This is a genomic window from Myxococcus sp. CA005, assembly GCF_006518205.1.
Classification (GTDB): Bacteria; Myxococcota; Myxococcia; order Myxococcales; family Myxococcaceae; genus Myxococcus; species Myxococcus xanthus.
In genome coordinates this window covers 117,480-138,806 of the sequence record NZ_SRLV01000014.1, presented here as the reverse complement: position 1 = coordinate 138,806, position 21,327 = coordinate 117,480, and the positions used below count along the sequence as shown (strand labels likewise).

Sequence of the window (21,327 nt, the reverse complement as noted above, 5' to 3'; positions counted from 1 at the left end):
CCACCGACTTCCCCCCGCCGCTGCCGCCGCGCCGCCACCACCTGTGGAGCCGGGAACCGCACCCCCGGCTCCGCCATGGCCTTGGCCATTGCGCGCCCGGCGAGGAGGCCCCGGTGGTGGCGGAGGCCTCCGACGCGTCGCGCAGTGGTGAAGATGCGAGCCACGCCCCCACCGCGCCACTGCGGGAATGCGACACCCGGGGTGTCCCCTGGTCGAACCCAGCGGAGCCATGAGGCGCACGTCCTCCCGTCCGGTCTATGCTCCGCGCGCCGAAAAGAGGGTGGATGAGCAACGGGTCGTTGTTTGCGACGGACCAGGTGACCACGCAGGCGCGGTACCAATGGCACCTGTGGGTGGCGGATGTGCTGGACCTGGGGACGTCCGTCCTCGTGGGCTGGGGTGCGTTACGCGCGCTGGAGCAGGACCGCACCCCGCTATCGATGCCCCTGGCCATGGCCCTGGCGTGGCTCACCGCGTCCGCCGTGGGCGGGTTGACGGGCCGGACCTTCTGGCGACAGGTGGCCGGGGTGAAGCTGGTGCACGCGGAGCACACGCCCGGGTTGCTCCGCGGCCTGGCCCGCGCCTTCACCACGCCGCTGGACCTGCTGCTGAACGGGGTGCTGATGCGCCGCCCCCTGGACACGCTGCTCGGGCTCCACGCGGAGCCCGTTGCTCCCGGCGCGGGCCCTCGCCTCAAGGGCGTGGCGCTCCAGTTGCCCTGGCTGGCGGTGCTGGCGGGCGCGGTGTGGCTGCTCGTCACCCCCACCAAGGCGGAGATGCTCCAGTACCTGGGCCGCACGCTGACGGGCTGGCACTGCTGCCACGGCACGCGCGAGGTGACGTGGCAGTGCCGCACGTCCCTGGACCGCGCGGTGCGCAATGCCCGGGGTGGGGACGCCGAGGTGAAGGCGCTCGTCGCCGACTGCCCCGTCGCCGGCGCGCGGCTGGGGCCCTGAGCCTTCCGCGTCCGTCACGGCGCGGAGCGCCTCAGCGCGCCTTCACCCGCAGCTCGCCTTCCTTGCAGATGACGCCCAGGTAGCCGGAGCCCACGTCGAAGTTCGGGTTGTGGCGGAAACGGCTGGCCGTCTTCCGCTCCCCGGCCTTCACGACGCCCAGCCACGCCGCTTTGCGGATGTCCTTCACCACGTAGCAGTCCGTCCAGTCGATGGACTCGCGGTTCTGGACCTCCACACCCGGGTCCAGGAAGCCGCCCACCCCGCCCTGCACGCTCGCGTGGCCGCGCAGCGTGCGCTTCGCGGGGGCCGCGGCCACGACGGTCTCCACCTCCTCACCCTTGTCGGGCTCGGCGGCCTGCGCCTGGGACTCCTCGGTCGCCGACGCGTCGGCGGGGGCGTCATCCCGTCCAGGCGCCGCCACGAAGAGGTCCCCCGAAGCCGCCAGGGCACGGTCATCCAGTTCGATGAACGCCCGCGTGGGCCGCATCACGACGCCGCGTCCCGGCCGCACCACCCGAGCCCGCCCCAGCACCTCGCGCTTGCCGTTCTTCAACGGCCCCAGCACGTCCATCTCCACACCCGGGAGGAAGCCCCGCCCGATGATGCTCCGGTCGACATAGTAGCGCCCGTTCGCGCTCTGAATCGGGAGCACCTTCGCCGGCGTGGCATAGACGACGGCGGGCTCGACGGGGACCGCCGGCTTCTTCGCGGACGTCTTCACCGACGCGGGGCGTGGCGTCCGAGCCCGCTCGGGCTCCGACTTGTCGTTCTCGGCGCGCACCGAGGACGGCGCGGATGCATCCTCGGCGGCACCCGGCCCGCCCGCGGCCACCACCGCCGCACCGGCGTCAGCGCCCGTGCCCGCGTCGGACACGGGCGCTGCTTCCGCGGTCGCCCCCTGCCGCGCGGCGGCGACGGGCGTCTCCATCCCCTCGTCCGAAGCCGGGGGCGGCGCGCTCTGCCCTGAAGCGCCGGCCACGGGCCCGGTGGCCACCGGCGCCACGCCCGACGACTGGACGAAGAGCGCGGTGACGGCGGAGGTGGCAATCACCAGCAACACGGCGATGGCGGCATAGAGCCCCACCGGCCGCTTCCGGGACGCCCGTTCCTCCAGCGTCGCCGCGGACACGACGGTGGGCGCGACGACGGACTGGGACGCGGCGGGCTCGCTCCCCGAAGCCACCCCGACGCCGGAGGGCGAGTCGGAAGGCGGCCGCACCGTGGTGCTCCCGGTGCCCAGGTCATCGCCGTCCGCATAGATGGCGCCGGGACGGGCCACGCCTCCCGAGCCAAACCCGGGCTGTGCCGCCGGGCCGCGCATCAGCGTGGGCTCGAAGCCCACGGCCTGCTGCGGCCCGGTGCCATAACCCGGCGCGGGGGTGCGGCGGTGGTTGGAGGACGAAGTCACCTTGGAGATGAGCTTGCGCTGGGCGTCGAACGCCTCCGGGCACAGCGCGCGCACGAAGTGACCCACCTCCTCGGCGCCCATCGCGGTCCCTGAGCGCACCAACTCCGTGTTGAGCGCGCGCGCCAGCTCGTCCGAACGCATGTAGCGGTCGTCCGGGCGGGCCGTCAGCGCGCGGCGCACGACGGCGTCCAGCGCGGCGTCCACGTCCGGCCGCAACTCGCTCAGCGACGGCACCACCGGCTGCGACATGGCCGCCATCATCTCGCCCACCGTCCCGTGGGGGATGAGCGAGCGGCCGGCCAGCATCTCCCACACCACGACGCCACACGAATAGATGTCGCTGCGGTGGTCCAGGGGCTCGGCGCGCACCTGCTCGGGGGACATGTACCCCAGCTTTCCCATCACCGTGGACGGCAGCGTGTACTTGCTGCGCGCCGCGGACTTGGCGAGGCCGAAGTCGATGACCTTCACCTCGCCCTCGTAGGACACCATGACGTTGTGCGGGGACACGTCGCGGTGGACGATGCCCAGCGGCGAGCCGTCCGGCCCCGTCTTGCGGTGCGCGTAGCCCAGACCCTCCGCGATGCGCTGACCGAGGAACAACGCCACCGGCACCGGCACCGCCACGCCCTGCGAGCGCGCCTGCTCCAACAGGTAGGCCAGGTCCACGCCGGCCACGTACTCCAACGCCATGAAGTACGTGCCGTCCGCCTCACCCATGTCGTAGACCTGGGCAATGGACGAGTGCACCAGGTGCACCAGCACCTTGGCCTCGTGGTGGAACCGGTCCAGGAACTGACGGTCCTTCAGCAGCGCCGGCAGAATCGTCTTCACGATGCACGGCTTCTCAAAGCCGGCCGCGCCGCTGATTTTCGCCAGGTACACCTCCCCCATGCCCCCCTGGCCCAGGGGGTGGACGAGCTCATAGCGCCCAAGGAAGCGGGAGGACTCTGTAGGGACGGTACTCATGGCGTCTGGAGGCAGCGAAGCACCCGAAAGCGGACGGAATCAAGCAGCGGGCAACTTCCTTCCCTCTGATACCGCCAGGGCCTTGGACGGAAACTCGCCCTCCGACAGTGCACCCGCCCCGTACCCGTCGGGCGGGGTGGGTGTTCAGGAGCGCGGCGAGTGCCGGGTGCGTGCGTGAAGGCAACCCTGATTTGGGGTCCCCATCCGCCGCTCGACACATGCGGTGTGCACCGCCGCACCTCAGGCAGGGGGGCGCCCCCCAGTCCATTGCCACGCTTTCGCGAAGTGCGCTCCCTGGGGGATGCGCGCCCGGTGTCTCCGCCGGGTGCCGTTCGAGAAGGAGCGGCTCATGAAGCGGTGGGGACTCATGGGGCTGTTGGCACTTGCGGCATGTGGGCCGGACGACGCCTCAGACAAGGGAGCCCAGAGCCAGGTCTGCCCGAACATCATCGCGGGCTCCCTGTCCGAACCCGTGGAGACACGGCACGTCCGGGCCCCCCTGACGGATGACGACGGCCGGCAGCGGGTCATCATCCGCTATCGGAATCAGGGGGTGATGGCCACCGCCCGCGTGCATCAGGTGGGTGGACAGGTGACAGCCACCTTCCGCTCCACGCCCGCGGTGGCGGCGCGCATGTCGCTCCAGGAACAGCGAGCGCTCCTGGCCGAAGACCCGACAGTGGAGAGCATCGAGGAGGACCAGGAGTGGCACGCCCTGGCCCCCGCCACCGCGCCGATTCATCCCGTCCTGGCCTCGGTGGCGCGAGGCGCCACGCCGCGCGAGTTCACCCCCGGGCTGCGCAAGGTCCAGGCGCACGAGGTGTGGGACGTGGATGGGGACGGACTGCCGGACCCGGACCGGCCCACGGGCGCGGGCGTGCGGCTGTGTGTCATCGACAGCGGCTTGGATTTGGAGCACCCGGAGCTGCGCGACGCGGTGGTCGCCGGCCGCGACCTGCTGGAGAACGATGACGACCCCTCCGACTTCAGCAGCGACAACGGCTGGGGCACCGGCCACGGCACGCACGTGGCGGGCATCATCGCGGCGCGGCCAGGCCACGGCGGGCGCGGCTCGCCCCAGTTGTCGGACACCGGGGTGATGGGCGTGGCACCGGGCGTGGAGCTGATCATCGCCCGGGTGCTGGACATCCACGGCCGCACGCACATGAGCTTCGTCCTGGCGGCGGTGGAGTACTGCGCGGAGCAGGGCGCCAAGGTCATCTCCCTGTCGCTGGGCGGCGGCGTGCCCTCCAAAACGACGCTCGAGGTCTTCGCGGCGGCCCACGCTCAGGGCATCCTGGTGGTGGCCGCGTCGGGTAACAGCAACGCCCAGCGGGTGGACTACCCCGCGTCGGACCCGCACGTGCTGGCGGTGGGCGCGGTGGATTCCCTGGACCAGCGGGCCACCTTCTCCTCCGGCGGAAGCCAACTGGCCCTGGTGGCCCCGGGCGTGGACGTGCTGTCCACCTTCCCGCGCGGACAGGGCGCGTTCTCCACGGTGGACGTACGGGACACCCGGCCGCTGTCGCGCTCACTGCTCTATGCCCCCATCGAGAACAAGTGGGGCAAGCTGGTGGATTGCGGGGGCGGCGCGACGCTGGACTCGTGCAAGGGCAGCACGTGCAGCGGCTTCGTCGCGTACGTGCGGCACGGCGAGGTGCCCACCGACATGGCCATGGTCAACGTGATGAAGCAGGGCGCGCGCGCCGTCATCTTCGGTAACTCGAGCTGGGAGGGCGGCGTGGACATCCTCGCCATGCCTCGGCGAGGGCAGTGGGTGCCCGCCGTCACCATCACCCAGGCGGGGGGCACCGTGCTGCACCGGATGCTGGGAGAGCTGGCCCGCATCAGCATGAGCCCGGCGGACTACACCTATATGTCCGGCACCTCCATGGCCGCGCCCTACGTGAGCGGCGTGGCCGCGCTGCTCTTCAGCGCCCGCCCCTCCGCCACGCCGGACCAGGTCAAACACGCCCTGTTGTCCTCGGCGAAGGACCTGGGGCCTTCCGGCCATGACGAGGACTTTGGCCATGGGCTGGTGCAGGCCCGAGGCGCGCTGGAGGTCCTCACCCAGCTACCCTGAGGGGTGGGAAGGACAGCCGCACCAGGTGCCCCACGGCCCGCGTGGGCCTGATTGCCAGGCCCTCCCGCGCGGGCCACGTTGCCTTTCAGACGCGAACCAAGGAGTCCGTCATGAAGGCACTCGTACGTGGCGCGCTGTGCGCGGCGGCGCTCTGGGGCGGCGCCGCGCTGGCCCAGGCGGAGGACCGCCCCATCGCGGAGCCGCGCATGCGGTCCGCGGAGACGGTGGAGTTCAACGCCAGCGGGCGGAAGCGGGCCGACACCGGCATCTATGCCCAGTTGGGCGGCGGCCTGGAGGGCTACACCGGTCAGCTCGCCCCGGAGGTTACGCCGGGCTTCTCCTATGGCGCCGCAGTGGGCTACCGGCCGCACGCCTTCTTCGCCGTCGAGCTGGGCTACAGCGGCGGCCTGAGCGACATCGACAGCCGCATGGGGCTGCTCGACGACGGCGAGGGCGGACCGGACATCGTCCGCAACGCCGGCCAGGCCGTCGTCGTGGGCAGCTTCACCGACACCCGGCTCCAGCCCTACGTCCTGACGGGCATCGGCCTGGACCGCTACAACGTCCGCAACGACGCCCGGGGCGCCATCCGCGGCTTCTCCGATGACACCAGCGGCTACGTGCCCGCCGGCGCGGGCCTGCGCTACCAGATGGGCAACCTCATCACCGCCGACGCCCGGGTGAACTACAACTTCCTGTTCGACCAGGACTTCGCCCCGGGCGGCCGGGCTCCCGGTGCGCTGGACGGCCGCTACTCGGCGATGCTCTCGCTGGGCGGAACCTACTGACGGCGGCGGTGGAAGCGGCCGGGGCCCTCTCCCCCCGGTGCCCCGCCCCTTGCACGGCCTCAGTAGGGCCGGTCGACATGCATCCGCGCGGCGGCCCACGTCCCCTGGAGCCAGGCGGGGAGCTGCTGCTCCAACTTCTTCGCCTCCCCTTCGGTGATTTGGGCATGGAGCGCGGAGAAGACTCCGTGGAGCACCAGCCGAACGTTCTCCGGTTCGGCGTTCAGGTGGTTGGCCACCATCAAGTAGAAGTCGTCGCGGTCCAGCTTCGCGGGCGCCTCGCCGCGGTGCCTGTGACAACCGCGTAACAGCTCGCGCACGTCCGGCGAGAGCTGCTCGCGCAGGTGCGCCACCCACGAACCGGACAGGCGCTCCGACAACGCACAGAACACCGCCTCGGCGGCCTTGTCCGCCTCGTAATCCGGAATCTGGGAGGATATTGCGTCCAGAAACGATTTGCGGTCCGTCCCCACGCCCAGTCCCGTCCACGAAGGCGTGCGCTCCTGCTTTTGTATCGACATGGTGTCGTCTCCTCTCCCTGCCCTTCACCGTGGGGGTGCGCGGGAGCGCTGACAGCAGACCGCGCGGCGGTGGCAGGGCCGCCCGTTACGTGGGGAGAACCGCCGCGCGCCAAGACCAGACATGCCCGGAATCGGGATTTCCGTGTCCGTCTTTGGGACCGAGGTGACAGCCAAACGCGTCAAGCGTTTGTGTTTGATTCGACCGATGATTCCATCTGATGGAGCGCGACGCGGCGTGCTCCGCCGGAAATACATGGCGTTCAAAACTGCCCGGAACTCCTAGGGAACTGTTCAAATCCCGGCCCCGAGAAGAATGCGAGGGGTGGCTGGAATGAATTCCCATCGCAATTGTCTTGGTCGCGCATCGTAGACCGCTTGCACGGCGACCTTGCCGCCATCTCAACCACCAAGAATTGAGGATTTCATGTATCGCATTGCCGTAGCCGCCCTGGTCCTTGCCGCGTCCGGTTGCGCCACCACGGGCGGTGGCGGTGGCCGTGAGGGCAACGCCACCATCGCCGGCGTCATCCGCCTGCCGGAGAGCGGGCTGCGTGCCGATGACGCTTGCGGGCAGCTCCAGGTCATCGTGGCCTCGCCGGACGCGCCCACCAACGGGCTGGGCCGGACGATGGTGAAGCCGAGCCGCGGCAACCGCTGCTCCTTCACGGTGTCGGGCGTGCCCAGCAACACCGACCTCCAGGTCGGGCTCGCGGCGGGCGGCGGCCTGAAGTGCGAGACGGGCGCCACGCCGACCATCACCCCGGAGCCTTCCACGGTGAAGGTGAGCGACTACGGCACGGCCACGCGCGATTTCGCCCTGAGCTGCGGCGCCTGAGGTTCTGAAGCACGCCCGTGACGCCGCCCGTCCAGCCCTCCCCATGGGGCGGGCGTAGCGGCGTCACGCCATCAGCACGAACTCGTCCGGCGGGCAAGAGGCCCTTGTGGATTGATTCGCGTCGAAGGGGACGCGAAGCTTCCCGGGTCCTTCGCAGAAAGACGAGTTGGTGATGAATCCGTACCGCTTACGCGCCGTGACGCTCGCCCTGGCCCTGGGCGGGTCGGGCATGGCGTGTGAATCCGAAGAGCCGTTCCCCAACCTCGACGAGCTGGACCAGCTCCGCAGCCTCCACAGCCTGGGGCGGCAGCCGCCGAAGGACAGCACCAACCGGATGGACGGGCTCGCTCGCGCCGAGGCGCTGGGCGACGTGCTGTTCCACGACAGCGGCCTGTCACGCTGCGGCACGGTGTCCTGCGCGAGCTGCCATGGCGGCGAGGGCCTGACGGTGCCCACCGCCAAGGCCAAGGGCTGCGACGGACACCTGTCCGAGCGCAACCCGCCCACCCTGCTGAACGTGGCCTACAACCGCTGGTTCATGTGGGACGGACGGGCGGACCGGCTCTGGAACCAGGCCATCCTGCCGCTGCTCAACCCGGTGGAGATGAACGCGGACGCGCAGGTGGTGCGCGCCCGGCTCACCTCGGTGGAGTCGTACACCACGGAGTACCAGGCCCTCTTCGGCAAGGCGCCCGCGGACGAGACGGACTCGGCGCTGCTGGCCAACGTGGGCAAGGTGATGGCGGCCTACCAGCGGACGCTCGTGCGCATCGACGCGCCCTTCGACACGGACGTGCGACGCTTCATCACGGCGGCCGAGGCCGGCCAGGCGGAGGCGGACCCGGCGTACCTGGGGCTGAAGACGTTCCTGCGCAAGGGCCAGTGCATCGTCTGCCACAAGGGACCGGCGCTCACCGACGACCTGTTCCACAACATCGGCGTGCAGGACAGCAGCTCGGGCGCGGGCGGGCAGTGGAGCGCGCTGACGCCGCTGCTGGACTGGGAGTTCAACGCCGCCAGCCGCCACAGTGACGCGCCCACCGGCACCATCGCGACGCGGCTCCAGACGATGCGCACCCAGGCGGACCCGGCGACGCTGGAAGGCGCGTTCCGCACGCCGTCGCTGCGCAACGTGGCCCTGACGGCGCCGTACATGCACACCGGCGCCCAGGCCACGCTGGAGGAGGTCATCGACTTCTACAACGAGGGCGGCGATGCGGCCGGCAGCTTCGTGGGTCAGAAGACGGTGACCATGGTGCCGCTGGAGCTGACGAACGAGGAGAAGCGTGCGCTGGTGACGCTGCTTCAGTCCATGACGGGGGCGACGCCCCCCTGACGGCGGCGGAGGCGCCCTGAGGCACGGGACGATTTTCGCACGGGAAATGTCCCAGTTTTCCCAGGGCCCGTGTCCAAGGTGGCGAAGATGCCACCCGGGTTGAGCCCCAAGGAGCTCCAGGACCTGTACGACCGGTATGCCCCTGGCATGTACCGGAGGGCCTTCGCCTTGCTTCAGCGGGAGGCGGACGCCTGGGACGCGGTGCAGGAGTCCTGCATCCGCGTCCTCCAATCCGCCGCCGCCTTCCGGCGGGAGGCCCGGCCGATGACGTTCATCTACCGGGTGACGACCAACGTCTGCCTCAACATGCTCCGCACCCGGGCCCTGCGGGATGTCGCCCCGGAGGATGCCGGAAGCGAAGGCGCTGTGGACGCGCTCGCCGCCACCGAGTGCCGCGACTTCCTGATGAAGCTGGCGCGCGAGCTGGACGAGCGGGCCCTCACGGTGGCGACGCTGCACTACCTGGACGGGATGTCCCAGGAGGAGATTGCCCAGGTCCTGGGGCTCTCCCGGAAGACCATTGTCCGCGACGTCCAGCGCATCAGCGCCCTGGCCCGCGCGCTGGGTGAGCCCGAGGGGATTCGAAGAGGTGCCGGATGAGTGAACACCTGTCGGACCTCGTCTTGGACGAGGTGGTCGCGGGCGGCGCGCAGCCGCCACACCTGACGCACTGCACCACCTGCCGTGCGCGGCTGGAGCAGCTGCGGACGCACGCGGAGGAGATTCGGCCCCGGGCGCACTTCTCCCGCGTCCGGGCCCACGTCCTGTCCGAGGCGGCGGCCCTCCCTCAGGAGCGCGCCACGCCGTGGTTCGCCCGGTGGATGCTCGTCCCCATCCTGGCCACGCTGGCGACGGTGGTGGTCGTCCGAGGCTCGATGACGGAGGTCCCCGAGACCACGCCCGCCGGCCCCGAGACGCCGCCTCCCCTCCTGGGCATGCGGGTGAAGGGACCTCCCCACGTGGAGCTGCTCCGGCTGAAGGACGGCGCGGTGAATCCCCTGCTCCAGGAGGGCGACGAAGTTGCGCTCCGACTCAGGAGCGGAGGCCAGCGCTATGCGCTGGTCGTCGTCATGGACAGCGAGAAACTGGTGGAGGCACTCTGGCCACAAGCGGGCCTGCAGAGCGGCGAGTTGGCCACCGCGCAGCCCGCCCCGTTGTTCCAGGTCACCCAGGGGGATTTCGTGGTGCACGCGCTGTATTCGGAGACACCGCTGCGGCTCGACACGGTTCGGGACTGGTTGAGCACGCTGCGTCCGGAGTGCCGCGCCGCGCCGATGCCCGCGGCCTGTCTGTCGCTCGCCAGCACCCCGCCGGGCGTGGCGCATGCGGCCGTGTCGCTCCAGGTCGAGGCCCGTCCATGACGCTCGCACTGCTCCTGGCGGCGGTGGTGGCGGCACAACCCACGGCGACGGACGCGGATGGAAATCCGCGCCGGTTCGCCCTGGCGGTGGGCAACAACCGAGGCTCCAGCGCGGACGCGGTGCTGCGTTACGCGGAGCGCGACGCGCACAATGTGATGGACGTGTTGTACGAGGTGGGCGGCGTGCGGCGGGACGACGCAGTGCTCGTCCTGGGCCATGACGCGGACACGGTGCGCCAGGCGGTGGCCCGCTTCGAGCGCCACCTCCAGACGCAGGCACGGAAGGGCGACCAGCTCTTCGTCTACGTCTCCAGCCACGCGGACGCGGGCGAGCTGCACCTGTCCGGCACGAACCTGCCCCTGCACGAGCTGGTGCGCTTCATCGAGCGCGCGCCGGTGAGCGTCGCGCTCCTCGTGGTGGACTCGTGTCAGTCCGGTGAGGCGGTGCGACTCAAGGGGCTGAAGCCCATCCCCAGCGTCCTGGTCAGCGTGGAGCGGCCGGAGCTGGCGGGACGGGTCATCATCACCGCCTCCGCTGCGGATGAAGCCGCGCAGGAGTCGGACGCGCTCGGAGGCTCCGTCTTCACGCACCACCTGGTCGCGGCGCTGCGAGGAGCAGCGGACGTCTCCGGGGATGGTCGCGTCACGCTCGCGGAGGCCTATACTTACTCCTACGCGCGGACGGTGGAGTCCTCGCTGATGTCCCGCGCGGGCGCGCAGCACCCCAGCTTCCACTTCGACCTCCAGGGAAAGGGAGACCTGGTCCTCTCCTCCCCCGCCCTGGCCACGTCGCTGTTGACGCTCGCCATCGACGAGCCCGGAGATTGGACTGTGTTCACGCTGGCGGGAGAGCCCTTCCTGGGCAACCTGCGCAAGGGCGCGGGCGCGGCCACGCTCGCACTCCCGGCGGGCGGCTACATCGTCACCACCCGCGGCGAACACTCCGCGATGACGGCGCGCGTGCAGGTGCCCGACGCCGGGCGCGCCCAGCTCACACGGGCCCAGCTCCGCCCTCAGCAGTTGGAGGTGAACGCGCTCAAGGGCGAGGCGTCTCCGGCGTGGCGGGTGCATGTGGGGCCCAGCATCGGCAAGCCGCTCGTCCCATCCTTCGGCGCCATGGTGGGTGGCACCGCCGCGCTCCACTACCAATGGACCGCGCCCTGGGCGAACCTGCTGACCGCTGGGGTGGACGTGCGGCATGGGCGGCACCCTTCCGGCAACCTCCGGCAGAACGACCACACACTGCGGCTGGGCGTGGGACATGACGCACGCGTCTGGCGGAACCTGCGGCTTCACGGCGCGGTGGAGGTCGGCGCCACCCTGTCCCAGCAGTGGCAGCCCAGCAATGGGGAGAAGGCGCTCGCCCTGCAGCCCACCGTGGGCGCAGTGGGAGGTGCGTGGCTCCCCGTGTACGGAGCCTTCGGGATGTCGCTGCTCGTGAACGCGGGACACACTTGGGTGCGTGAGGAGGCGGGCACCGCGTCCGCGCTGTCGCTTGGGGGCAGTCTCGGAATCGGCTTCATGCGCTGAGTCCCAACTCAGAGGCTTCGCGTGTCCAAGGCATGACTCGCGAAAATCCTCCGAGAGGTTTCTCATGCCCCCCCGTAGTACTCGCGTCCGCTGGGCGCTCCCGTTGCTCTACCTGGCCCTGGGAACCGCCGCTTGTGACCCCCTGAAGTCAGAGCCCAAACCTGGCCAGCCTCCGCCCATTGGCGAAGAGGAACCGCCTCCCGAGCTGCGCGTCACGGTGCGGACCGAAGGGCCCGAATTCTGCCGGGAAGGACAGTGGACGCTCTCCGTCACCGTGGAAGGCGGCACGCCAGAGCGCGTGGAGCTCCTCACGAACGAGCAGGCGCCCATGACACTGGAGGCGCCGTACCGGCACGTCATCGACTGCGCCACGCACGCCGAGGGCCGCTTCTCGTTCCTGGCGAGTGCCGTGGGCGAGGAACAGAACTTCGAGGCGGAAGAGGCCTCCGTGGTGGTGGACCGCACGGCGCCCACCATCGTCTCCCGTCGCCCGCTCCTCAGCCACCCGTCAGTGAGCGCTCCACTGGCGTTCGTCTTCTCGGAGCCGCTGCTCCCAGGCTCGATTCAAGCCACGCCCACCCAACTGCGCGACCAGAACGGATTCTCCGTCCCCCATCAAGCGGTCCTCAGTGAGGACGGAACGGTCCTTGAGTTGGTGCCGTCGTCGCCGCTCCGCCCGCCCGTCACGCTCCATGCGGAGCTGCTCCAGCGAACACTGACCGACCGGGCTGGAAACCTGCTCGAACCGAACCTGTCGGTCTACACCCGCACCCACAGCGCCACCTACTGGCCGTTCAGCCGCGTCACCGAGCATGAGGGCCCGCTCAACACCTACTATCCCGTGTCCCTCGCACTCGGAGGTGTCTTTCCCAGGACGATGCCCGTCGTCGGCTTTGCCAATCTTTACTCACCGGAATCGGACGAGCCATCCGTCGCGCGGTGGGATGGCCATACATGGCAGCAACTCCCTCCGCTCCGAGCGGCGACTGAACGGACTCGGCCCGCCCAGAATCTTCAGGTTGCCGCGCACGGCGAATCCATCGTCGCGACCTGGCTCGAGCGGGATGAAGAAACCGGGTTCGACCATATCCATGTGGTGCGCTACGTCGGGACGGACTGGGAACGCGTGGGGATGCCCCACGCCGTTGAATCCGACTCCACCCAGGTCAAGATGACGTTGGGCGAGTTTGGAAGGCCCGTCCTCGCAGTGGAGCGGCTCATCGACTTTCTCGAGACCGAGTTGCGCGTCATCCGTTGGACAGGCACGGAGTGGTTGGCCTTAGGAGACGCGCTCGGCGAGAACCCGGAGCGATTCAGCTCTTCGCAGCACGCAGCCATCGTCGTTGACTCGAAGGTGGTCGTGAGCTGGGTAGAGCGATCCGTCAGCGGCGACACCCTCAACCTCCACGTCCGCGTCTTTGAGAACGGAAGCTGGTCTCCCGTGGGCGAGCCCCTCCCCATCACGGAAGGCACACTCATGGAGCGAGTCGAGCTCGCGCTTCAAGACTACGACCGCGTCGTCATCGCCTGGAGCGAGCGTCACACCAATGCAAACGTCAGCACCCTCCGGCTCACGTCCGCGGCCCTGGACTCCTGGCGAGCCGAGTGGGCCCCTATCGAACAAGTCGAGGTCTTGAGCAGAGTCAGCACCCATGACTCGCTCAGGCTGGTCGTCGATCACGACAACGAGCCCTGGTTGACCTGGAGCGAGCACACGCCGGCTTCTGACACCAAGAGCTACTACCGCAAGCGCCGCGCCACCGGCTGGGAGCCCAAGCAAATCATTTCAGGAGAGACGTTGTCAGGGTTCCTGCTTGATGGGAACGCATTCCCCTGGGCCTTGTCGGGCGGCGCCGTGGTTCGCCCACAGTAAGACGGCGAGCAACGCCGCGCTGGAGGAGGTCATCAACCTCTACAACGAAGGCGGTGACGCGGCTCCAGTCAATGACGGGAGCGTCGCACCACTGACGGCTGGGTGAGGCAGATGCGCCCGGGGCGCGGAGGAACTGGCCTGCCTCCGAGCCCGTCCACTGACGACAGGCGTCTGGAGGGAGGCCCGGAGGAGGACGTTCGTCGACCGGGTCACGAAGGACACGCGCCATCACAGGGCGTCTGTCCGGAGAAGCGCGGCGGCGTGGTCAGGGACGGCCGCTTCAACGGGTCTCTGCGCACCGGGACAACCACCGTGCCTGGCATTGTCGCCAAGCACGGACTCGGACCAGGCTGCACGCGCCGAGTCCCGATGCAACGGTTTGGCGTGTCCCCCGAAAGGCTCCTCATGAACCCCCGAAGTACCCGCGCCCGATGGGCCGCCTCGCTGCTCTTTGCGACACTGGGCACCGCCGCTTACGGCTCCTTCCGGTCCGAGCCGACGCCTCCGAATCGACCCCAGGAGCGGCCCCACGAGCTGCGCGTCACCTTGCAGACGGAGGGCCCCGCGTTCTGTCGGGAGGGGCTGTGGGCTCTCTCAGCCTCCGTCGAAGGCGGCACGCCAGAGCGTGTGGAACTCCTCACGAACGGCGAGACCACCACGACGCTGGAGGCGCCCTACCGATATGTTGTCGACTGCGCCGCACACGCAGAAGGCCGCTTCGCCTTCGTCGTGCGCGCCATGGCCGGCAAGCGGAGCTTCGACGGCGAAGAAGTATCCGTCACGGTGGACCGCACCCCGCCCACCATCGTCGCCAGGCGCCCCAGCCACTACTATCCGTCCGTGTCGTCACCGATAGCGTTCGTCTTCTCGGAGCCACTGCTGCCGGATTCGCTTCCGTCCGAGGCGACCGAACTGCTCAACACGACCTACGGCCGCCCACTCCCGGTCGAACATCAAGCGGTCCTCAAGGAGAATGGAACGGTTCTCGAGCTGGTGCCGACATCACCACTCCAGCCTCCCGTCACGCTGGCTGCGACACTCCTCCGGCGGAGCCTGACCGACCTGGCCGGCAACTCACTCGACCCTGGCCTTCCAGACTTCGCCTTCCGGCACTACGCAGACTACGGGCCCTTTGCCGCCGTCACGGCACCCCTGCTCTTGGACGACGTCTTCCCCCTACCAACAATCTTCCTGCTTGAGCGTGGCATTGCCGGAACAATGCCCGTCGTCGGATTCCTTCAATTTGATTACAGGACCAACACCCAAGTGCCCGCCCTGGCGCGGTGGGACGGCCATGCCTGGCAACGGCTCCCCTCATTTCATACGGTCATCGAGGGCGCCTCGAACCTCGTTGCGTTCCAGTTCGGAGCACGGGACGGCGAGATTGTCGCCGAGTGGCGCGAGAGGGATGCCGGCACCGGGTTGGAGCAGATCCATGTCGCCAGCTTCACCGGGACAGGCTGGGAACACTTCCCAGTCCCGATCGACACTCCCTCCAAGTACGACTGGGTCAAGCTGACGGTGGCACCACAGGGCAGACCTGTCATCACAGTGGGCCAGAGTACCAACCCAAACGAAACCGAGGTTCGCGTCCTCCGATGGACAGGCACAGAGTGGCAATCGCTCGGTACGCCCCTCAGTGAGAACCCGGTGCCGAGGGACCTTGCACGGCGAGTGACCATCGCAGCGGATGACACGCGAGTGGTCGCGAGCTGGCAGGAGGCAGCCATCGACCTCGGGCCACCCGCTGGTTACATCCACGTCAAGGTATTCGAGAACGGAAGTTGGGTTCCCGTGGGCGCGCCCATCCCCTTCATGGCGCCCTCATCCGTGGACAACCTCACTCTCGCGCTTCAGCAAGACCATCGCGTGCTCATGGCCTGGACTGAGCATGGCACCTCTATTGACCCCTGGAACGGCACCATTATGCACACCGAGGCCATGCTTTTCTCATCCGCATCGCTGGCCGATTCACAGCCGACCTGGACCTCGCCCGAATTCATCGGCCCCAGCCACGAGCCGAACTACTCACCGCTCCATCTCGTCGTCGGCCGAGACCTCGAGCCCTGGTTGGCGTGGAGCGAGCGGGGTACGAACAGCTACGCGGGCAGGAGCTACATTCGCAGGCTCCGTGCCACGGGTTGGGAACCCAAGCAATTCATCGGGTTTGGGTTGTCTGGGTTCCAGCTCGACGAGGACGGGAACCCTTGGGCCTTGTTGGGCAACACCGTCATGCGCCCGCAGTGAGGCCGCGAGCGGCGCCTTCATGGTGCCGCTCGCCATGCCTCACGGGCCTCGTGCTCAGCGCACCAGGTGGAAGTCCGTCTGGCGCTTCCAGGCCCAGTGCACGCGGCCCTCGGCGTCGATGGTGATGTCCTCTTCCTGTGCCGAGCGCACCTGCTGGCCGTTCCACTCCGGCACCACTGACGTGGCCTGGAGTTCGATGGAGTACCACTGGTTCGCAATCACCTTGTGGTCTCCATTGCCGGGCACGCCCTCCTGCCGGTCCCACAGCCCCACCATGGGGCCGGCGCCGTGGCCGTGCAGGCCGATGGGATGCGAGTACACGGTGCCGTCGATGCCCTCGGCGCGCATCCGCTCGCGGGAGGTGCGGAGGATGTCGTTGCCCGTGCGACCGGGACGCAGCTCCTCGAAGACGATGTCCTGCAGCCGGTTGGACGTCTTCAGCGCGGCCTTCAGCCCTGCGGGGACGTCCGTCTCCCCCTCGCGCAGCACGTAGCCCATGTGCTGGGTGTCGGTGTTGAGGCCCAGTGCGGTGACGCCGTAGTCGCAGTGCAGCACGTCGCCGCGTTGGATGATCGGGTCCTCGCCCAGCTCCTTCTCCGTGACGCCCTGTCGCTGGAGGTCCACCGACGGCTGGAACCACGTCTCCAGCCCCAGGTCCGCCAGGCGCTGCCGCATCCACCACTCCACGTCACGGGTGGTGGTGACGCCCGGGGTAATGACCTGATTGGAGAAGGCCGTCTCGATGATGTTCCACGCGAGCTTCGTCTGCTCCTCGTAGAAGCGGGCCTCGTCCGCGCTGCGCCAGGCGATGAAGTCCACCGCCAGCCCGTCCACCGACGTGAAGCGCTTCACCCAGTCCGGCCCGAGCGCCTCCGACATGCCCTCGTACTCACCATGGCTGAGGCCGTCCGCGAACGCGAAGGTGCGCGACACGTTGAGGGCGATGCGCTTGGGCTGCCGTTCCTCCACCACCTGCTTGAGCACCTGCCACTGCTCGGGGCCCCACAGCTCGGCCTCGCGGCTCACACCGCCTCCGTCCACCTGCCGCTGCGCGCGGCGCGGCGTGTAGAGGCCTCCCTGCGAACCACCGCCCAGCGCAAGCCGCTCCACGCCCTGCTCGGGGCCACGGTCGAAGAACACGTAGATGGTCCGGCGGCGCGCGGCGAACGACGTGGGCGACACGAGCGCCTTGAAGACGGGGTCCTCGTTGTACTCGCGCATGGGGATGACCCACATGTCCACGCCGTACTGGCGCATGAGCTGGGGCAGGGCCTTCTCCACGCGCTCGGCCAGCCACGCCTGCTGGCGCTTCGCCTGCTCACGCAGGGTGCCGAAGGGACGCTCGGGTGCCGGGGACTTCGCCTCGGCGGTGGTGGCGTCCGGTGCCTGTGCCTTCGGAGAGACGGTGGCGCAGGAAGTGGAGAGCAGCAACGGGGCAAGCAACAGGGTCCGAGTGCGCATGGCCGCGCAGTCTGTCACGCACCGGCGCGCGGCGCGCGGAGTCCGCACGCCGTCAGCGGCTCACGCCCCGAGAGGCCCGCGACGCCGGAACGCAGGGAGCAGCCGTGAAATCGCCGGAGTCAGGGCACGCCCGCACAGGCCGCGCCATCCACGCCGCACACAGCGAGCAAGCGGGCTTCGTCGATGGATTGCTGGCAGCCGCTCGCGGTGGCCGCGTCGAGTTCATCGATGCGCGCGCGCATGCACTGCACGCAGCCCGCCTTCGCGCCACTTTCGGTTCGCGACAGGTCCGGCTCCACCGCCGCGTAGGCCGCGATGCGGTCCGCCTCGCACTGCTCGCGTGACACCGTCAGGGTTCCGCACTGTTCCTCATACGCGCACGCGGATGCCGCCACGCGCTCCGACCAGCCAGCGTAGGAGCGCTGCGGTGCCTCCGAGCCACCACACGCCACGAGCCACACGCACACCACCAGCGACGCCTTCCACGGGTTCATGCCCCCATCTCACCCGGCGTTAGCGCTGGAGTCACCCTCAACGCCTGCCTGCCCGTTCGCCCCCCAGCGACCTCGAGCCTCGCCGCGCTCACCCACACACAGCGAGGCCCGCGAGACGCGCGTCACTCGACCTGCCCGGCCACGGAGAGCTCCATCACCGCCTCGGCCCCACCCAACTCTCGCGCAGCACACGGCGCCACGACACAGGCATCCGGGACATAGCGCTCGCTCTCGGACAGCATGCCCGCCGCCTCGTTGCCACCGCCCATCACCAGCACCGCGCCATCTCCCAGCGCCAGGGCGCCCAGCTTCTCGCGCGGCTCGTCCAGCGCGGGCGCGGAAGACCACGTCTCCGTCTTCAAGTCGAAGCGCTCCACCGACGCGAGCGCCCCCGTCGTGTAGTGCTCGCCGCCCATCATCAGCACCGCGCCATCCGGCAGCACCACCGTCGCATGATGCTCACGAGGCACCTTGGGCGCTCCCACCAGCGTCCACACCCCCGTCTCCGGCGAATACACCTCCGCCGTGGCCGCCGCGCGTGCCGTGGTTCCCCCCACCACCAACACGCGCCCATCCGGCAGCAACGTCACCGAGTGCGCCAGCCGGTGCGTGCCCGCCGCCCCACCGGTGAGTCCCGCCTTCTCCCAGAGCCCCGTCACCGGGTCATACAACTCCGCCTGCAGGCCACTCACGAACAGGGCCTTGCCGTTGGCCAGCACCACCGCCGTCTGGGCCCCACCCCGTGAGAAGCCCGGAGGCGACGCGGCGCTCCACATCCCCGTCGCAGGATCGAACAACTCCGCCGAGCGCAACGGCCGCTGGTCCACATCCGTCCCACCCGCCACCAGCACGCGCCCATCCGCAAGCAGCACCGCGGCCGGGTCATTGCGCGCCACGCCCATGGGGCGCACCTCCGTCCACGTCCCGGTGTCCGGCGCATACACCTCCGCGTCCGCAAGCGCGCCCATCGCCAGGCCGTTGGAGCCGCCCATCACCAGCACTCGGCCGTCCGTCAGCCGCACCGCGGCGTGGTTGCGCCGGCGCGTGCGCAGGGCCCCCGTCTCACGCCACCGGCCCGTCTCCGGCTCGAACACCTCGCAGCTGCCCAGCGTTCGGCTCCCGTCATGCCCGCCCGAGGCCAGCACACGCCCGCTCTCCATCACCACGAAGGGCAGGAGCTTGCGGGGTGTGGACAAGAACAGGCCCTGCTCCGCCGCCCCGTTTCCCCCGTCCTCCGCGCGCGGACCCGCGCTGCAAGCGAACGAGACAGCGAAGAGGATGACCGTGACACATGATGCCGAAAACCGTTGCATGACCCCACCTGGAATGCCCGTCGAAGCAGTCATGTCTAGACTGACCGTCTGACATTCCAGGGCGGTCCAACCTGAGTGATTCCCGACGCTTACCCGGCACTTGAGGCCTGTCCGACAACCTGTCCAGAGCGGGCCGGAGCGAGCGTGCAACGCCTTGCGTCACTCGTTTTCTCGCGGCTCAAGACTCCACGTCGACATTCACGGGCTCGCGCTCCAGTCCCTCGGAATGGCGAGGCGGGAGCGCGCCGCCGTCGTCATCCACCTCCAGCGCGAGGAGCGGATGGTCCGCGTTGACCAGGTAGACGTCGTGGCCACGGATGAAGTCCACGTCGGAGAACTCCACCAGGTAGTCGCGCCGGGGAATGGGCACCAGCCCCTGCTCCAGTTCGAAGTGCGTGTCCCCGATGCCCGCCACGCGCCCGATGACATGGCCTGTCGCCGTCCGCACGGTCATGCCTTCGTGTACGTCGTCTGTCCGAATCATTCCGGCCTCCTCGCGCTCGGGTGCCCGGCCCGTCCGGGACTCCCAGACAACAGTGCGAGCGGGCATGACGGGACGCACCTGCAATGGCGCACACGGTGGAGCGCTCGCGACGACGGCCCGCCGCTCCACCACCACGCGAACGCAGGGGCCGCCGAACCGCATGTCCTGCCAGGAGAACGCGAGGCGCCAGGCCGCCAGCCCTGGCGTACTCCGGGCAGGCATCGAGGCCACATGGGCGGGTGCGTGCCTAACGTTCCAGGCAGGAGGTGCACCATGTTGCTGGAACTGTCCGCCGTGGAGGCGCGCGACGTGAAGCAAGCGCTGGACACAGCGCTGCGCGCGCTCTTGGAAGAGATGGCCCATGCGGACCCGCACGCCCATCGCGACCTGCTGCGCGAGCGATATGAGCGGCTGGACCAACTCAACCGCCGGCTCGACATGAGCCTGGAGGGAGAACAGGTCTACGCCTGAGGCCCGCTACAGGGCTCGGCCCGACTTCGCGTCGAAGCGCCGCAGCTTCGCCGCGTCATACCGCAGCCACACCGGAGCGCCCGTTGGCACACGGAAGTCCCCGGCGGCGCGCGCCACCATGCGCTCCCCGGCCACGTCCACCGTCACCCAGCTCTCCGCCCCCATGGACTCCACCAGGTACACGTGGCCCTCCAGCGCCTCCGGTGGCGGCGTGCCCTGCCCCACCTCCAGGTGCTCGGGACGAAGCCCCAACACCACGTCCGCGTCCGGCAGCCCCAGCGTCCGGGGCTTCACCAGGTTGATGCGTGGCGCGCCGAAGAAGCCCGCCACGAACAGGTTCGCCGGCGCGTCGTACAGCTCGCGCGGCGGGGCCACCTGCTGCACCTCGCCCTGGTTCATCACCACCACGCGGTCCGACAGCGTCATCGCCTCCGCCTGGTCGTGGGTGACGTAGACGAAGGTGGCCTTGAGCTGCTCGTGCAGCTTCTTGATTTCCCCCCGCATCTGCGTGCGCAACGCCGCGTCCAGGTTGGACAGCGGCTCGTCGAAGAGAAACACCTTGGGACGGCGGACCAGGGCACGCCCCAATGCCACGCGCTGCCGCTGGCCTCCCGAAAGCTCCTTCGGCTTGCGCGACAGCAGGCCCTCCAGCCCCAGCAGCGACGCCACCTCGCGCACGCGCGCGTCGATGTCCGCCTTCGCCACCCCCGCCACCTTCAGCGGGAAGGCGAGGTTCCGTGCCACGTCCAGGTGCGGGTAGAGCGCGTAGCTCTGGAACACCATGGCGATGTCCCGCTCCCGCGGTGACATGTCGTTCACCACCGCGCCATCGATGCGAAGCGTGCCGCCCGACATCTCCTCCAGCCCGGCGATGAGGTTCAGCGTCGTGGACTTGCCGCAGCCCGACGGACCCACCAGCGAGATGAACTCGCCGTCCGCGATGTCCAGGCTCACGCCCTTCACCGCGGCCACGCCGCCCCGGTACACCTTGCGCACGTCCTCCAGGGACACCGTCGCCAAACGCCTTGCCTCCCAGGCGCCCGGCCTCTGGACGCCCCATGTGTCATTCCGTCTCACCCACGGACCTCGAAGCATCGCGCCCTCCGCTCCCAGGGCAAGCCCCGTGGCGAGGGGCCGCCCCGCCTCTGACCGCCATTCCACACCGGGATGGAAGCCGGGCGGCCGGGCGCCCCTTCCCCAC

19 protein-coding genes are annotated in these 21,327 nt (G+C 69.5%); 12 read left to right on the top strand and 7 right to left on the bottom strand.

Going from position 1 to position 21,327, the window contains the following annotated elements; genetic code table 11:
* Positions 1 to 233 (top strand): hypothetical protein (locus FMQ63_RS37835; RefSeq protein ID WP_228556393.1); only part of this gene is annotated, 233 nt, incomplete at its 5' end.
* A gap of 51 nt (positions 234 to 284) precedes the next feature.
* Complete coding sequence (locus tag FMQ63_RS09160; protein ID WP_026114103.1) at positions 285 to 956, top strand: hypothetical protein; 672 nt, start codon at positions 285 to 287, stop codon at positions 954 to 956.
* Positions 957 to 987: 31 nt separating this feature from the next.
* Here FMQ63_RS09160 and FMQ63_RS09155 read toward each other — a convergent pair whose 3' ends face one another.
* Positions 988 to 3,333, bottom strand: a complete 2,346-nt coding sequence (locus FMQ63_RS09155; protein ID WP_011557127.1) for a protein kinase — start codon at positions 3,331 to 3,333, stop codon at positions 988 to 990.
* A 349-nt stretch (positions 3,334 to 3,682) separates the two neighbouring features.
* Here FMQ63_RS09155 and FMQ63_RS09150 point away from each other — a divergent pair, with 349 nt between their 5' ends.
* Positions 3,683 to 5,416, top strand: a complete 1,734-nt coding sequence (locus FMQ63_RS09150) for a S8 family serine peptidase (RefSeq protein WP_043612654.1) — start codon at positions 3,683 to 3,685, stop codon at positions 5,414 to 5,416.
* Between the two features lie 110 nt (positions 5,417 to 5,526).
* Complete coding sequence (locus tag FMQ63_RS09145) at positions 5,527 to 6,204, top strand: hypothetical protein (RefSeq protein ID WP_216608448.1); 678 nt, start codon at positions 5,527 to 5,529, stop codon at positions 6,202 to 6,204.
* Positions 6,205 to 6,263: 59 nt separating this feature from the next.
* Here FMQ63_RS09145 and FMQ63_RS09140 read toward each other — a convergent pair whose 3' ends face one another.
* On the bottom strand, positions 6,264 to 6,722 hold the full coding sequence (locus tag FMQ63_RS09140) for a DUF2267 domain-containing protein (RefSeq protein WP_011557130.1): 459 nt from the start codon (positions 6,720 to 6,722) through the stop codon (positions 6,264 to 6,266).
* Between the two features lie 424 nt (positions 6,723 to 7,146).
* Here FMQ63_RS09140 and FMQ63_RS09135 point away from each other — a divergent pair, with 424 nt between their 5' ends.
* The 7 genes from FMQ63_RS09135 (at position 7,147) to FMQ63_RS09105 (ending at position 15,903) form a co-directional block, all read left to right on the top strand.
* The gene (locus FMQ63_RS09135; RefSeq protein ID WP_171410180.1) at positions 7,147 to 7,557 is read left to right on the top strand and encodes a hypothetical protein; all 411 of its coding nucleotides are present in this window, start codon (positions 7,147 to 7,149) and stop codon (positions 7,555 to 7,557) included.
* A 172-nt stretch (positions 7,558 to 7,729) separates the two neighbouring features.
* Positions 7,730 to 8,893: a cytochrome-c peroxidase gene (locus FMQ63_RS09130; protein ID WP_011557132.1), complete on the top strand. Its 1,164-nt coding sequence runs from the start codon at positions 7,730 to 7,732 to the stop codon at positions 8,891 to 8,893.
* A gap of 69 nt (positions 8,894 to 8,962) precedes the next feature.
* Positions 8,963 to 9,493 carry an RNA polymerase sigma factor gene (locus tag FMQ63_RS09125; protein ID WP_011557133.1) on the top strand — a complete coding sequence of 177 codons (531 nt, stop codon included), beginning with the start codon at positions 8,963 to 8,965 and terminating at the stop codon, positions 9,491 to 9,493.
* Positions 9,490 to 10,254, top strand: a complete 765-nt coding sequence (locus FMQ63_RS09120) for a hypothetical protein (protein ID WP_011557134.1) — start codon at positions 9,490 to 9,492, stop codon at positions 10,252 to 10,254. The genes FMQ63_RS09125 and FMQ63_RS09120 overlap by 4 nt, the downstream gene beginning before the upstream one ends.
* The gene (locus FMQ63_RS09115) at positions 10,251 to 11,783 is read left to right on the top strand and encodes a caspase family protein (RefSeq protein ID WP_011557135.1); all 1,533 of its coding nucleotides are present in this window, start codon (positions 10,251 to 10,253) and stop codon (positions 11,781 to 11,783) included. The genes FMQ63_RS09120 and FMQ63_RS09115 overlap by 4 nt, the downstream gene beginning before the upstream one ends.
* A 64-nt stretch (positions 11,784 to 11,847) precedes the next feature.
* Positions 11,848 to 13,656, top strand: a complete 1,809-nt coding sequence (locus tag FMQ63_RS09110) for an Ig-like domain-containing protein (RefSeq protein ID WP_225909635.1) — start codon at positions 11,848 to 11,850, stop codon at positions 13,654 to 13,656.
* A gap of 405 nt (positions 13,657 to 14,061) precedes the next feature.
* Entirely contained in the window at positions 14,062 to 15,903 is a 1,842-nt protein-coding gene (locus FMQ63_RS09105; RefSeq protein WP_228556392.1) for an Ig-like domain-containing protein, read from the top strand.
* A 54-nt stretch (positions 15,904 to 15,957) separates the two neighbouring features.
* On the opposite strand, the gene FMQ63_RS09100 is transcribed toward FMQ63_RS09105, so the two are convergent.
* The 4 genes from FMQ63_RS09100 to FMQ63_RS09085 form a co-directional block, all read right to left on the bottom strand.
* Positions 15,958 to 17,364: a M24 family metallopeptidase gene (locus FMQ63_RS09100; protein WP_011557139.1), complete on the bottom strand. Its 1,407-nt coding sequence runs from the start codon at positions 17,362 to 17,364 to the stop codon at positions 15,958 to 15,960.
* Positions 17,365 to 17,483: 119 nt separating this feature from the next.
* Positions 17,484 to 17,858 (bottom strand): hypothetical protein, encoded by a 375-nt coding sequence (locus tag FMQ63_RS09095; protein ID WP_011557140.1) that lies wholly within the window; start codon positions 17,856 to 17,858, stop codon positions 17,484 to 17,486.
* 122 nt (positions 17,859 to 17,980) lie between these two features.
* Entirely contained in the window at positions 17,981 to 19,171 is a 1,191-nt protein-coding gene (locus FMQ63_RS09090; RefSeq protein WP_011557141.1) for a kelch repeat-containing protein, read from the bottom strand.
* A gap of 178 nt (positions 19,172 to 19,349) precedes the next feature.
* The gene (locus tag FMQ63_RS09085) at positions 19,350 to 19,655 is read right to left on the bottom strand and encodes a hypothetical protein (RefSeq protein WP_020478047.1); all 306 of its coding nucleotides are present in this window, start codon (positions 19,653 to 19,655) and stop codon (positions 19,350 to 19,352) included.
* Positions 19,656 to 19,928: 273 nt separating this feature from the next.
* On the opposite strand from FMQ63_RS09085, the gene FMQ63_RS09080 reads away from it, so the two are divergent.
* Entirely contained in the window at positions 19,929 to 20,126 is a 198-nt protein-coding gene (locus FMQ63_RS09080) for a hypothetical protein (RefSeq protein WP_020478046.1), read from the top strand.
* 6 nt (positions 20,127 to 20,132) lie between these two features.
* On the opposite strand, the gene FMQ63_RS09075 is transcribed toward FMQ63_RS09080, so the two are convergent.
* Positions 20,133 to 21,146 (bottom strand): ABC transporter ATP-binding protein, encoded by a 1,014-nt coding sequence (locus FMQ63_RS09075; protein ID WP_011557144.1) that lies wholly within the window; start codon positions 21,144 to 21,146, stop codon positions 20,133 to 20,135.
* Positions 21,147 to 21,327: the final 181 nt, after the last annotated feature.

What these genes read in the sequence shown, in the direction of transcription:
- FMQ63_RS09150 (WP_043612654.1), top strand. Translation starts at nt 3,683, where the DNA reads ATGAAGCGGTGGGGACTCATGGGGCTGTTGGCACTTGCGGCATGTGGG.
- FMQ63_RS09100 (WP_011557139.1), bottom strand. Translation starts at nt 17,364, where the DNA reads ATGCGCACTCGGACCCTGTTGCTTGCCCCGTTGCTGCTCTCCACTTCC.
- FMQ63_RS09155 (WP_011557127.1), bottom strand. Translation starts at nt 3,333, where the DNA reads ATGAGTACCGTCCCTACAGAGTCCTCCCGCTTCCTTGGGCGCTATGAG.
- FMQ63_RS09110 (WP_225909635.1), top strand. Translation starts at nt 11,848, where the DNA reads ATGCCCCCCCGTAGTACTCGCGTCCGCTGGGCGCTCCCGTTGCTCTAC.
- FMQ63_RS09105 (WP_228556392.1), top strand. Translation starts at nt 14,062, where the DNA reads ATGAACCCCCGAAGTACCCGCGCCCGATGGGCCGCCTCGCTGCTCTTT.
- FMQ63_RS09115 (WP_011557135.1), top strand. Translation starts at nt 10,251, where the DNA reads ATGACGCTCGCACTGCTCCTGGCGGCGGTGGTGGCGGCACAACCCACG.
- FMQ63_RS09080 (WP_020478046.1), top strand. Translation starts at nt 19,929, where the DNA reads ATGTTGCTGGAACTGTCCGCCGTGGAGGCGCGCGACGTGAAGCAAGCG.
- FMQ63_RS09160 (WP_026114103.1), top strand. Translation starts at nt 285, where the DNA reads ATGAGCAACGGGTCGTTGTTTGCGACGGACCAGGTGACCACGCAGGCG.
- FMQ63_RS09090 (WP_011557141.1), bottom strand. Translation starts at nt 19,171, where the DNA reads ATGCAACGGTTTTCGGCATCATGTGTCACGGTCATCCTCTTCGCTGTC.
- FMQ63_RS09095 (WP_011557140.1), bottom strand. Translation starts at nt 17,858, where the DNA reads ATGAACCCGTGGAAGGCGTCGCTGGTGGTGTGCGTGTGGCTCGTGGCG.
- FMQ63_RS09085 (WP_020478047.1), bottom strand. Translation starts at nt 19,655, where the DNA reads ATGATTCGGACAGACGACGTACACGAAGGCATGACCGTGCGGACGGCG.
- FMQ63_RS09135 (WP_171410180.1), top strand. Translation starts at nt 7,147, where the DNA reads ATGTATCGCATTGCCGTAGCCGCCCTGGTCCTTGCCGCGTCCGGTTGC.
- FMQ63_RS09130 (WP_011557132.1), top strand. Translation starts at nt 7,730, where the DNA reads ATGAATCCGTACCGCTTACGCGCCGTGACGCTCGCCCTGGCCCTGGGC.
- FMQ63_RS09140 (WP_011557130.1), bottom strand. Translation starts at nt 6,722, where the DNA reads ATGTCGATACAAAAGCAGGAGCGCACGCCTTCGTGGACGGGACTGGGC.
- FMQ63_RS09120 (WP_011557134.1), top strand. Translation starts at nt 9,490, where the DNA reads ATGAGTGAACACCTGTCGGACCTCGTCTTGGACGAGGTGGTCGCGGGC.
- FMQ63_RS09145 (WP_216608448.1), top strand. Translation starts at nt 5,527, where the DNA reads ATGAAGGCACTCGTACGTGGCGCGCTGTGCGCGGCGGCGCTCTGGGGC.